Here is a 12,363-nt window from a genome sequence, read left to right as displayed (position 1 = left end):
ATGAGAATATCCTAAAAATTGAGGTGCTAAATTTGCAACAAATGGAATTATTACGTATGCGTAATGAAATTGTCTTGCTATTTTATGTGACAGCGATTTTTGCCTATGGCGTGCTCATTATGCTAAATATTTATAGTAGCCTCGAGGTACTAATTGGTATAATGCTCCTTTTGCTTTTACCGTTATTAGCCGGAAAAGTTTTTAACATTAAACCAGTAGCTATGCAGTGGGTAATCATTATATCAGGGAATATGGCTATTCTATATCCTAATATCATTAGTTTTTCCTTACCTAATTTTATTTCCTTTATTTTCTTTATATTATTAATGACGATTTATCAATCGATAAAACTAAATACCCTTATTAGTATTATTTCTTTACTGGAAATTATAGCACTATCTTTTTATCACCGTATTTCTACTGATTCCATTGGGCATTTTCAGTATATTGAAACCTTTGTTTTCGTTATAGTGTTACTTACAATTATCGGCTGGATTCAATCGCGACATTTACAACACTTTTGGTATCGACTCAATGAAATAAACTCTCAAAAAAAACAAGAGTTGCTGTCTCAAGAAGCCTATTTGCATTTATTTTTTCAGCATGCAAATGATTGCATCGCGGTTTTTAGTTTAGATAATCGTATTATCGATGTAAACCCTGCCTTTGAAGAAGTATACGGTTGGACAAGAGCCGAATGTGTTGGCAAAACCATCCCACTCGTTCCTCCAGAAAATGTTTTAGAGGCGGAACAACGCTATGCAAGTTTATTAGAAGGAAAAAGCTTTAAGCTGATAGAAACACAGGATATGCGAAAAGATGGTACGGTTTTTGATGTAGAAATTTCACTTTCACCTATTTATGATCGTACAAACAAAATGATTGCGGTCTCTGCTATTTCACGTGATATATCTTATAAAAAGGTCAATGAACAACTTTTACTACAATCCGAAAAGCTAAAACTGGCAGGTGAGATTGCTGCTGGCGTGGCACATGAAATCCGCAATCCAATGGCCGTTATCTCTGGTTTTGTGCAAATGATGAGTACGGAAAAAGACTCCACTTGTTACGCGTATACGGAAATCATTCAATCTGAAATCGAGCGGATTAACTTAATTATTGGTGAATTTTTAGTGTTGTCAAAACCTCATGTCGAACAATTAAAAGTTGTATCAATTGATGAAGTCATCAATAACATTAGCCAATTGTTTCACCTTGAATTTCAAAAACATAACATCACTTTTTCAATGCATATCGTTAGTGATAATAATCGAATACTGGCTAATGAAAATCAGCTGAAACAAGTATTCATCAATATTATTAAAAATGCCATTGAAGCGATTGAGGCACATACAGCAAATGGAGAAATTATTATTTACATTGCCAAAGATGCTGAAGGGTTGAATATGGTGACGATTACAGATAATGGAGTTGGGATGTCAGAGGCATTGATTAAACGTGTATATGAGCCCTTTTATACTACCAAATCCACAGGGACTGGGCTTGGTATGCTCATTACAAACAAGATTATTCAAGAACATGGTGGAACCATTGCAATTGAAAGCAAAATTAACTGTGGAACAACGATTAAAATAAAACTGCCACAAGCAGAAAACTAAAAAGTAGGAGGTGTCTAAAGTCGATAGACACCTCCTACTTTTTTACTTCATGATCGTACGAATAAGCTTAACCTTTTGTTTATATGGCGGAAAAAGAACATTCGTTTCGAGCTTTGATGATTTTTTTAATATTGATTTTGGATGTGTAAAATTTTCAAAACTTGCCTTGCCATGATATGCATTCACCCCCGAAGGACCAACTCCTCCAAATGGCAAATGCTGATTTCCTACATGAGTTACCGTATCATTTATACAGCCTCCTCCAAATGGCAATTCTTCTAAAAAGTATTGAATCGCTTTTTCATGTTCCGAGAAAAAATATGCCGCTAAAGGCTTAGGAAGTTGACGAATTTGATGAATAGCAAGACGCAAATCATCATATACCATAACAGGTAAAATCGGTCCAAAAAGCTCATCTTGCATTGAGGGACTTGACCACTTTACATATTCAATAATGGTTGGCTCAATATATAAGTCATCACGGTCTGTTCGACCACCATATGTAATTGTGTCTCGTTCCTCTACTAAAATTTGTTGAAGTCGATCAAATTGTCTTAAATTCACAATGCGACCGTAATCAGGGCTTTTGAGTGCATTTTTTCCATAGAAAGAACGAATCGTATCCTTGAACAACTTCATAAATCGGTCATAAACGTCTTTATGGACAAGTAAATAGTCTGGCGCTACACAGGTTTGACCAGTATTTGTGAATTTCCCCCATGCTATACGTTTAGCAGCCACTTCCAAATTAGCCGTTTGGTCAACAATTGCTGGGCTTTTGCCCCCAAGTTCAAGCGCAATCGGCGTTAATCGTTCAGCTGCGGCTTTTGCCACTACTTTACCGACAGCTACACTGCCAGTAAAGAATATATAGTCAAATGAAGCGTGAATCAGTGCATTCACTTCGTCTTTCTCTCCTTCTACAACACGAATATAGGAAGGCTCGAATGTTTCTTCAATTATTTTCTTTACAATATTGGCGGTATGCACAGACGTTTCCGATGGTTTTACAATAGCCGTATTGCCGCCAATAATTGCGCCAATGAGCGGCTCTATAACTAGCTGAAATGGGTAATTAAAAGGCCCGATAATTAATGTGACGCCATACGGCTCTCGAACAATAAAACTTTTTCCCATTTGAAGTTGAATCGGTGTTTTAACTGTTTCAGGCTTCATCCATTCTTCCAGATTTTTCACCATATAAGAAATACTTTCAAGGACAATACCTATTTCTGTTGCATATGCCTCAAACTCGCTTTTTCTTAAGTCTAAATACAACGCATTCAAAATTTCCTTTTCATACTTTAAAATAGATTTTTTTAGTTTCAATAATTGTTGTTTGCGAAACTTTACATCTTTTGTAGCGCGAGAAAAATAAAATTGGCGCTGCTCTGTAATCATATTTTCAACATCTTGTGGCGTAAAATTCATAAAAAAACACCCCTTTTTTTAAAATGCGATACATAGTTCTGTCTTTTTTGAAACAAACTATCTTTGACTATACGATACAACATTTAAGGTCAAAAATCCTCTTTCTGAAATAGGTGGTGCTGTAAAAAAACAGAAATAGTAACTAAGGATGCCATGTTTTATTTTGAGAATCTCGGGAAATATACAATTACATATTAAACATCGAAACGGGGGCGTAGATAAATGACAACGACAACAGGAACTTGGTGGGAATCCATTTTTTCAGGAGCATTATCGCACGGTATATGTGAAGAGAAATTATTGTTATTACAAGATGAGGCTTTTTTATATCTTTCTACAACACCGGCGGATAAAGACTCGTTATTGGAAGAACCGGAAATAAATTAATAACACAAGGGCATAGCAAAACGTGTTAGATTGATGGCAGTCAATCTAACACGTTTTTATTGTTAATTAATCGCAACAATGTTTTGTAATTTATTAAGTTCAGCTTCTAGTCGATTATTTGCATCATCTTCAATGGCAAAGTTCCCATTCTCTAGACGAATAATTTGTTTGTCGACAATATATACGGAATGGGCAATATTAATAGCACCTAATACTGCCAAGATAGGTTTAAGAGCATATTCTAACGCTAGTAAATGGCCAATAGAGCCTCCCACTGCTATTGGTAAAACTGTTTTCCCAACCAATGCTTTTTGTGGCAATAAATCTAAATAGGTTTTTAAGATGCCTGTATAAGATGCTTTATAAATCGGTGTTAAAATGACTACAATATCTGCCTCCTCAACCTTTTTATTTTCTGCTATAATGTCATCGTTTGCGTAGTTTGCTGTTATTAACGCATCCGCTGGCAGCTCATGTACATAATTTGTGTGTAGTGCTACACTGTGCGCGGTAAAAAAACGTTCAACCTTTTCTTGAATGGCCGTTACACGTGAATTCCTTGTATTGCTACCATTTATAATCACTACATTTGTCATATAGGACACTCCCTTTATCGTGTTTGTAATCAATTAAATCAAAGCTCCGCAATGGACATTGCACTAAAACAAAGAGGCTTCTATTTACAGTCAACAGGAAAATTGTTGTGTAAATGGAAGCCTCTAGATATCTAGTCAGCATAATTTAATACCGAGTAATCTTATAAATTTAATTTAACATAATATTTTATAAAGTCAATAAACTTTATCGGAATTTAGAAAATAATAAAGAGTTGCCACAACTAACATGTGGCAACTCTTTATTATTTTATTGATGTATCGCTTTGCCAAATACAGCTTTTGCGGCATCACCAATATGCTCCGATACTGTTGGATGAGGAAATATCATGTCTGCCAATACTTTTACTGTACCTCCAGCATTTTTCGTCGCTAAAATGGCGTTGAGCATTTCAGTCGCACCATCAGCTACCACACACGCTCCTAAAATATGTCCATCCTCTTTCGTTGCAATAAGCTTAACAAAACCTTCTTCATTGCCCTCCATCAACGCTTTTGAGTTCGTGTTAATCGGCAGTTTTGTCACTGTATACGCTTGTTCAACTTGATCTTCTAGCAAGCCGAATGTCGCAATTTCAGGATGTGTATAGACGCAACGAGGAATTAGTGCTTGGTCAATCAACGTGCGTTTTGCCCCTAAAATATGGTCTACAACATAGATACCCTCTGCACTAGCAGCATGAGCTAGCTGGTAGCCTCCGACTAAGTCACCTATGGCATAAATATGTGGTTGACTCGTTTCATAATGTTTATTTACAGCAATTAATCGACCATCAAAACCAAGTCCAAGCTGCTGGGCAATTTCCGTATTTGGGCGACGCCCCGTGGCAAATAATAAGTGCTCGTATGTATAAATGCCTTTAGATGTATGAATTTCATTTCCATTAAAATGCTCAAATTGGAAATCGGTAATAAGTTCAATACCGAGTTTTTTCATCTTTTCTCGAATTATTGGTCGAGCATCAGGTTCTTCTGTCTGTAAAATATCTTCACTATGATTCAACATTCTTACTTTCGTCCCGAGTGGTGCCAAGCTAAATGCCATTTCCACTGCAATAACACCACCACCGATAATCGTTAGCTGTTGTGGAAGTTCTTCTATATCGAAAAAAGTATCCGTTGTATAATAAGTTGCGCTTTCTAACCCTTTAAATGGTGGCACAAATGGCTTACTACCAGTTGCTAAAATAATGTCCTTTGCTAAAAAGGTCTCTTGATTAACCGTTACCGTTAAATCGGCAGCAACCGTCGCCTCACCACGATAAAATGTAATGTGATTGCTCACGATAAAGTGTTCAATATTTTCTAAAAGCTCTTGGATAACAGCATTTTTACGCTGCATTAATCGTGGGAAATTCACATTCAAAGCTGGCGTTTCAATGCCCCAATCATTGCCTCGTTGTATCTCCTGCACGAGCTTACTATGTTCTAACATAATTTTCGAAGGAATACAGCCAACATTATAGCAAGCTCCTCCCACTTTATTACGCTCTACTAAAGCTACTTTCATCCCACTTTTAGCTGCATGGATGGCTGCAACGTATCCCCCTGGACCTGCACCAATAATTGCAATATCAAATTGTTTCACTTTTTTCACCTCATTTACCACCTTAACATTTACAAAATTTGAATGCAATGACATATAAGGCCACGTGTGTTACCCGCGAAATATGGTGCAATACCCGCGATTCAAGACGGTTTATCCGCGAAATACTGTACTTTACCCGCGATGCAAGGCGAGTTACCCGCGATTCTATTTATTAAAATTAATCCAGAAAACTTCTTTACTTCCGTCTTGCTTTATAAGAATTGTTTTAACAGAATATCCCCCAGCTTCGTAATTTGTAATATTTTCTTCTGTTGACATTGCTCGTGCATTTGTGCTTGCTGCCACTCTGTAACTGCCAAAGTTGCGCTGAAGTTGACGTTCTCCATTTACCATTTTATAAAGCTCAAAACGCGCTTCTTTAGCATGGAGCTTGCCTTTATTCATATCACTTTTCAACCAAGCTTTTAGCATAACTTTATTTGCTGCAACTTTTGCCTCTACTTGAATATCTCGGTGATAATATTGTTGTTCTGCCTGTGATAAATATTTTTGTAAAATATTTTTTAATTCATTTGCCGATACACGATTGCTAGAGTCAATTCGTTTAATATGGACGGTTCCTTGACCAAATAGATTATAACCACCTTGTGTAGAATAATCGATTGTATAACCCGCTTCTTTTACAGCTTGCTCTGCAATTCGATCATACACACCATATGGGTAAGCAAAGGATTTTGGTGCTTTCCCTGTATATTTTTCGATTAATTGATGCGCCTTTGTAACATCCTCTTGAATGTATCGTCGACGCTCGTCATTTGTAAGGGGCTCTCCATTTTTCTTTTGATTAAGTATCATGGCCTCATGTTTTGCTGTGTCATTTTTACCACGCCAATGTAAGTCATATGTATGGTTGCCGATATGAATAATGCCAGAGTCGGACATTTCCTTAATTTGCTGCCAATTCGCCATTGGTACATTTTTTCTGAAGCCTACTTCTACGTCATTGGCAATCACAAATAATGTTGCTTGCATACCCATTTCTTTTAAAATAGGATACGCTATCTTATAAACGCTTTCATAGCCATCGTCTATCGTTAAAAATACAGATTTCTCTGGAATACGACCGTGGCCTTGTAAATAAGCGATAAGCTGATCCTCCGTAATTGTTGTATAGCCGTTATCCTTTAGCATCTTCAGTTGCTCACGAAAGAGCTTTTCTGTAATATTAATATTTGCTATTTCCTTATAATCCCCAAACGAATGATAGTTAATGACCGTAACACCTTTAGCATTACTAGATTCGTAAAATTTTGTCGCCTTTGCTGCAAAAGCCTCATCTGATGTAGCTATGAAGAAGCAGACAAGCACAACAAAAAATATTATTATTTTCCTTATGTACTTCATAATATTGGTCCCTCTCTCAAAATATAGTCCATACAAGTATATACGATATAATGAAAGACTGAAAGAGACTAGGACAAAAGAGAAAAAGTGTTAGATTGACTTCAATCAATCTAACACTTTTTTGCTATGCTGTTGTGGCTCGTTACGAGTAGTGCGTTCCCTAAAATGACTTCAACTCAATAAATATTACGTTGCCAAAAACGTTGCTGGGCAATAGCATCGACAAATTTTTTAGCAAACCCTGCATTTCCAGTTGCTAACACAATACCTGGTCCAACGTTTGCATTCGACATATTAAAAAATGTCGTGCCTGTTGCAGCAATTCCAATTGGTTTGTAATGTCGGTATGCCTCATTAATATAATTGACGATATAGGTGTTAAACTTTGCTTGATTATCTGCTCGAACACCCACAACATACAGGGAGTCAAAAAGTACTGCATCTGTCGTAATAAACGTTTCACTTGCCATTAACTGCACACCATTATTTGCAGTTACGACACCAAGTCTATCCGATATTATGCTATAACGAACCCCTTGCCTTGTTAAATATTTCAGCACTTCCCCAACCTCATTAGCATCAAAGCCATCACCAATCAATACACCAACTTTAAGTGTTTGAGGCAGTTTTACTGTATTTGCCTGACTCAAAGCGGGTGATGATGCCGTAACCTTGGATTGCTCGCCTGTTGGTCGATTGACGCCAACATTATCCGCAATCGTTATTGCCATCGCTTTATCAACATGGACAAACATATCCACAACTTGCTGCCGCACCGATTTACTTTTGACCTTGCCTACCTCGAAACTAAAAGCATCGATGATATGCTGTTTTTCAGGTGGCGACATGCTATTCCAAAATAGTCGTGCTTGTGAGAAATGATCGTCGAAGGATTTACTACGCGCTCTTGTAATTCGTCCCTCAACCTTTTGTTCATAATGCACAAATCCTCCTTCTTTTGCTGTAGAGGTTGAAGGCGTATTGCCTGCGAGCGAATTTTTATGATAACTAACCTTGCCCATATTAATCGTCTGGCGACTGAAGCCATTGCGTTGATTATTATGAATCGGGCAAACGGGTCTATTAATCGGAATCTCAGCAAAGTTCGGTCCACCTAAACGAAGAAGCTGTGTATCAATATATGAAAACAAACGCCCTTGTAGCAGTGGGTCATTCGTAAAATCAATTCCTGGTACTACATTTCCTGGGTGAAAAGCTACTTGCTCTGTTTCCGCAAAAACATTGTCCACATTGCGGTTTAAAGTCATTTTGCCAATTCTTTTTACAGGTACTAGCTCTTCAGGCCATAATTTCGTTGCATCCAAAATATCGAAATCGAACCTAAACTCTTCCTCCGGTTCAATCATCTGGACGCCAAGCTCGAACTCTGGGTAATCTCCAATTTCAATTGATTCCCATAAATCTCGTCGTTGAAAATCGGAATCTTTACCACCAATAATTTGTGCTTCGTCCCAAACAAGTGAATGTACACCTAATACAGGTTTCCAATGAAATTTCACAAATCTTGACCGACCTTTATCATTTACAAAACGGAACGTATGCACACCAAAGCCTTCCATCATCCGAAAACTTCTAGGAATTGCTCGATCAGACATAACCCACATAATCATATGGGCAATTTCTTGATTATTAGCGACAAAATCCCAAAACGTATCATGAGCAGATGCTGCTTGAGGCATATCATTATGAGGTTCAGGTTTTACGGCATGAATTAAATCAGGAAACTTAATCGCATCCTGAATAAAAAACACAGGAATATTATTGCCGACTAAATCATAATTGCCTTCCTCAGTATAAAATTTCGTTGCAAATCCTCGCACATCACGCGCAGTATCCATTGAGCCTAAACTCCCTACTACTGTTGAAAAGCGAACAAATACGGGTATCTTTTTTCCAGGCTCTTGTAAAAATTTTGCTCTTGTATACTCTTTCATCGACTCATATAGCTCAAACTCTCCGTGCGCTGCAAAGCCTCTCGCATGCACGACTCTTTCGGGAATCCGCTCGTGGTCAAAATGCGTCATTTTTTCCCGAAAATGAAAATCCTCCATAATGGTCGGCCCACGCACACCGGCTTTTAACGAGTCTTCATCATTGGATACTTTTAATCCCTGATTAGTCGTCATCTTCGTTCCATCATTATTGACACGAAATGCATCTAGTTGTTGATCCTTCACATTTTCGGTTAAATCCTTATTTTGATTTGAATTGGACTTATCCACGCAATCCCCTTTCCTACTATTACTAATTACGCTCTATATTCACTGTATGTTTTTCTGACATAAACATGCTTCGAAATTGATGATAGGTGAAATGCACTAAGCGCAAAGAAAAACCTTGGCTAGCTATAATGCTAGTCAAGGTTGATACATGTCTATTTCGCTACCTTTGCTATCTGCGTCATCTTTTCAAGCTGTCTAACGGTTGGCGTTAAATTCGCTAAGAAATATGCTTCGCGCAGCTTGCGTGATGGTGTACTTCCAGCAATATAGCCCGCAGAACCATTATGTAGCATGTTAGCTTGAACTGCTGCTAATGTTTGATATACGCCTTGCAAACGAATCTGACAAATCGCTTGTAACGTAACGTCGCCCGATTGTATTAATGCTTGCAGTAATGCTTGTAAATGTTGTAGTTTCTCTTTTAGTTCATCGGCTTGCACCTGCAAATATTCATTGCAGCCATTTTGCTTGGCCTTGACCTTTTCTATGCCTTCAATCGCTGCCGCTACTACTCCAAAGCCAAGTGGAATTTGATACAGTACAAATGTTGGGCGAATACTATCCACGAATATGCTTGCTTCTTGTGCTACTACATAGTCATCCCCAACAAAGACGTTATCAAATTTACATGTATACGTAGCACTACCATTTACGCCTAAGAAGTGATTTTTTTCCTTTAATGTAATACGCTCATGGTCCGTATTTACAAAAACCATCACTTCTTGCTCACCGTTATAAGCAATTGCACCAAACCAATGATTGGCTCCTAAGTTTGAAACAGCAGGTAAAATACCATTTACGACATAGCCTCCATCGATGCGTTGTGCTGTTAAATGTAGTTTTTCTAGACCAGCATAATACTTCATTGGATTCGATAAACCCGTTGCACCAAGCACTTCTCCACGTTCAAGTAATGGTAAAATCTTTGCGCGTAATAGTTCATTGTCTGTTTTACGTAAATAAGTTAAAGCTGCAAGGTGGCACCATAGGCAAAATGCAGTTGTCATACAAACTTTCGCCGTCTCTTGTACAATCGTTAGCTCATCTAGTAGTACTGTTTGCTCGTCCTTTTGTGTTGAAGCAAAAAATCCTGCTTTGCCGAGTGCCATTAAAAAATCCTCCGCATAATAAGCTTCTTCATCAATTTTTTTTACAAACGGTTTTAATTTTTCTTCAATCAACGCTTGTAAGACTACTTCATCTACTGCCATGGTTTCCACTCCTATCCTCTACTTATCCGCTAATTCAGTTAACGATGTGATTGGTGTTTGCACTGCCTCACGGGCACGTTTTACAGCGGCTTCATCCGGTGCATCATAGAAGCACAAGCATTTCGTCATATCTTCGCATACATATGTGCGAGAAAAATGTACTTCTGGTACTTCTTCATAATGCACTGAATTTTTCTTTTTACGCGCCAAATATTGATCCATTGTAATTTCTGCTGGTATTTCCCATTCAACTAAATAGTTCACGACTTCTTGATTTGTTTTAACCTCATCAAGCTCTTTTCCAACTAGACGAACTTCTTTGACTAAATCTATTTGAATGTTTTGCGCAGTTAGTGCGCTTGTCGCTTGCGCTTCTTTATTCGCTTCCAAGATAAAGTATGCACGGCTAAAATCCTTCGCCACTTGTACTTCAATTACCGTTACCTCTTGTGCTTGCCCTACACGCTCTACTAGTGCTGCAAATTGCTCTTTGTTTGATACTTCACTTACTGTTGATTCTACCAAAAATAAACTCATAGTAAATACCTCCGAATAGTTTGTTTTTTCTTTATGTGAGTTATTTTATTATACTTACTTAATAAAAACAACTGAATTTACTAAAAATTATAATTTGTGCTACACTACTGCTTGGAGGGAACACTATGAAAACACGTTATGATTTACCATGCAATATTGCACAAACTTTAAACATTATCGGTGATCGTTGGACATTGCTCATTTTACATGAGCTATTGATCGGTCAAACAAACTTTAATGACATTAAGTTAAATTTGCCAGGCCTTTCTGCAAATTTATTGTCCGCTCGTTTAAAATCTTTAGAAGAAGCAGGTCTTGTCGCTTCTACACTCTATTCAGCCCACCCACCACGCTACGCCTATTCTTTAACGGAATCAGGAAAGGCATTGGAATCCGTTTTTAACGCGATGATTTTATGGGGCAGTGAGCATTTGGATCCTTGCTATAAAGAAATTGTTGATGCCCAATCAGGTGAGCGAGTAGAAATTGGGTACTATTCCAAAACAACGGGAAAACGAATTGACACTATTCAAATACGTGCTATTCAAAACGGAGCTAACCAATGATTCATTGGACTAGCTCTTTTTCTACCCTTTACAGAGATCTAAGCACTTTGCCCACCCCAAATTTTCGCAACCCAACGTTCAAAATAACGAATCGATTTATCGAGTAGTAAGCCGAGTATACCAATCACAATAATCGCTGCCATTACTAAATCAAGACTAAGTGAATTTCGTGCATCCACTATTAAAAAACCTAGCCCGGATTGCGCTCCAACCATTTCCCCAGCAACTAAAAAAATCCACGCACTTCCTAATGCCATATGCAGACCATTTGCAATCATAGGAAATGCCGCCGGAAATACAATTTTTCGCAATAAATTAAAATGGGACATTTCGAAATTGGCTGCAATCCGTAAGTAAGTTGCATCAACTTTTTTCACTGCTGCCACCGTGGATAATAGCACCGGGAAAAATGCAGCAATAAAAATAATAACGATGGCGGGCATATTACCAATGCCGAACCATAGCACGATAAAAGGTGACCAAGCAATGGGTGAAACAGGGCGTAGTACTTGCACAATTGGATCAAGCACAGCCCAAATTCTCCCCAACCTTCCGACAACTAAGCCGATAATAACAGCCACCACAACAGCTAATAAATAGCCACTAAAAAAACGCAACAAACTAATTTGGATATGTTCGAATATTGACCCATCTTTGATGGTCACTAGAAGTGCATTCAAAACAGCCAATGGTGGAGGAAATAATGCGGCATCATGCCCCCCCATAATCGAGACGAGCTGCCAAACTGCTATCAATAATATAAATCCAAGTAAAATAGGTCCTATTTTTTTCATACGTATGC

The 12,363-nt window shown here is 37.9% G+C and carries 11 protein-coding genes; 3 read left to right on the top strand and 8 right to left on the bottom strand.

The window, feature by feature from the left end:
- Positions 1 to 41 precede the first annotated feature (41 nt).
- Positions 42 to 1,619 (top strand): two-component system sensor histidine kinase NtrB, encoded by a 1,578-nt coding sequence (locus tag I5435_RS03545; RefSeq protein WP_193768764.1) that lies wholly within the window; start codon positions 42 to 44, stop codon positions 1,617 to 1,619.
- 42 nt (positions 1,620 to 1,661) lie between these two features.
- On the opposite strand, the gene I5435_RS03540 is transcribed toward I5435_RS03545, so the two are convergent.
- Entirely contained in the window at positions 1,662 to 3,050 is a 1,389-nt protein-coding gene (locus I5435_RS03540) for an aldehyde dehydrogenase (protein WP_024362276.1), read from the bottom strand.
- Between the two features lie 222 nt (positions 3,051 to 3,272).
- Between I5435_RS03540 and I5435_RS03535 the strand changes: the two genes are divergently transcribed.
- On the top strand, positions 3,273 to 3,437 hold the full coding sequence (locus I5435_RS03535; RefSeq protein WP_162832713.1) for a hypothetical protein: 165 nt from the start codon (positions 3,273 to 3,275) through the stop codon (positions 3,435 to 3,437).
- Positions 3,438 to 3,499: 62 nt separating this feature from the next.
- Here I5435_RS03535 and ssuE read toward each other — a convergent pair whose 3' ends face one another.
- From ssuE to I5435_RS03505, 6 genes are all read right to left on the bottom strand, one after another.
- The gene (ssuE, locus tag I5435_RS03530; RefSeq protein WP_024362277.1) at positions 3,500 to 4,033 is read right to left on the bottom strand and encodes an NADPH-dependent FMN reductase; all 534 of its coding nucleotides are present in this window, start codon (positions 4,031 to 4,033) and stop codon (positions 3,500 to 3,502) included.
- 268 nt (positions 4,034 to 4,301) lie between these two features.
- Positions 4,302 to 5,639 carry a dihydrolipoyl dehydrogenase gene (gene lpdA, locus I5435_RS03525; RefSeq protein ID WP_337983845.1) on the bottom strand — a complete coding sequence of 446 codons (1,338 nt, stop codon included), beginning with the start codon at positions 5,637 to 5,639 and terminating at the stop codon, positions 4,302 to 4,304.
- 165 nt (positions 5,640 to 5,804) lie between these two features.
- Positions 5,805 to 7,004, bottom strand: a complete 1,200-nt coding sequence (locus tag I5435_RS03520; RefSeq protein WP_337983265.1) for a polysaccharide deacetylase family protein — start codon at positions 7,002 to 7,004, stop codon at positions 5,805 to 5,807.
- Positions 7,005 to 7,180: 176 nt separating this feature from the next.
- Positions 7,181 to 9,247: a catalase gene (locus I5435_RS03515; protein ID WP_024362280.1), complete on the bottom strand. Its 2,067-nt coding sequence runs from the start codon at positions 9,245 to 9,247 to the stop codon at positions 7,181 to 7,183.
- 152 nt (positions 9,248 to 9,399) lie between these two features.
- A complete protein-coding gene (locus tag I5435_RS03510; protein ID WP_337983264.1) occupies positions 9,400 to 10,458 on the bottom strand; it encodes an acyl-CoA dehydrogenase family protein in 1,059 nt (352 codons plus the stop codon).
- 18 nt (positions 10,459 to 10,476) lie between these two features.
- Positions 10,477 to 10,995 (bottom strand): DUF4242 domain-containing protein, encoded by a 519-nt coding sequence (locus tag I5435_RS03505; RefSeq protein WP_024362569.1) that lies wholly within the window; start codon positions 10,993 to 10,995, stop codon positions 10,477 to 10,479.
- A gap of 125 nt (positions 10,996 to 11,120) precedes the next feature.
- Here I5435_RS03505 and I5435_RS03500 point away from each other — a divergent pair, with 125 nt between their 5' ends.
- Positions 11,121 to 11,561: a winged helix-turn-helix transcriptional regulator gene (locus tag I5435_RS03500; RefSeq protein WP_024362568.1), complete on the top strand. Its 441-nt coding sequence runs from the start codon at positions 11,121 to 11,123 to the stop codon at positions 11,559 to 11,561.
- A 38-nt stretch (positions 11,562 to 11,599) separates the two neighbouring features.
- Here I5435_RS03500 and I5435_RS03495 read toward each other — a convergent pair whose 3' ends face one another.
- Positions 11,600 to 12,355, bottom strand: a complete 756-nt coding sequence (locus I5435_RS03495; protein ID WP_029747220.1) for an ABC transporter permease — start codon at positions 12,353 to 12,355, stop codon at positions 11,600 to 11,602.
- Positions 12,356 to 12,363 lie beyond the last annotated feature (8 nt).

It is taken from the genome of Lysinibacillus sp. C5.1, from assembly GCF_016350185.1.
In the GTDB taxonomy this organism is placed as follows: Bacteria; Bacillota; Bacilli; order Bacillales_A; family Planococcaceae; genus Lysinibacillus; species Lysinibacillus sphaericus.
The sequence above is the reverse complement of the archived record's forward strand: the minus strand, read 5'-3'. Positions and strand labels throughout refer to the sequence as shown.

What these genes read in the sequence shown, in the direction of transcription:
- I5435_RS03545 (WP_193768764.1), top strand. Translation starts at nt 42, where the DNA reads ATGGAATTATTACGTATGCGTAATGAAATTGTCTTGCTATTTTATGTG.
- I5435_RS03510 (WP_337983264.1), bottom strand. Translation starts at nt 10,458, where the DNA reads ATGGCAGTAGATGAAGTAGTCTTACAAGCGTTGATTGAAGAAAAATTA.
- I5435_RS03500 (WP_024362568.1), top strand. Translation starts at nt 11,121, where the DNA reads ATGAAAACACGTTATGATTTACCATGCAATATTGCACAAACTTTAAAC.
- I5435_RS03505 (WP_024362569.1), bottom strand. Translation starts at nt 10,995, where the DNA reads ATGAGTTTATTTTTGGTAGAATCAACAGTAAGTGAAGTATCAAACAAA.
- I5435_RS03495 (WP_029747220.1), bottom strand. Translation starts at nt 12,355, where the DNA reads ATGAAAAAAATAGGACCTATTTTACTTGGATTTATATTATTGATAGCA.
- I5435_RS03520 (WP_337983265.1), bottom strand. Translation starts at nt 7,004, where the DNA reads ATGAAGTACATAAGGAAAATAATAATATTTTTTGTTGTGCTTGTCTGC.
- ssuE (WP_024362277.1), bottom strand. Translation starts at nt 4,033, where the DNA reads ATGACAAATGTAGTGATTATAAATGGTAGCAATACAAGGAATTCACGT.
- I5435_RS03535 (WP_162832713.1), top strand. Translation starts at nt 3,273, where the DNA reads ATGACAACGACAACAGGAACTTGGTGGGAATCCATTTTTTCAGGAGCA.
- I5435_RS03540 (WP_024362276.1), bottom strand. Translation starts at nt 3,050, where the DNA reads ATGAATTTTACGCCACAAGATGTTGAAAATATGATTACAGAGCAGCGC.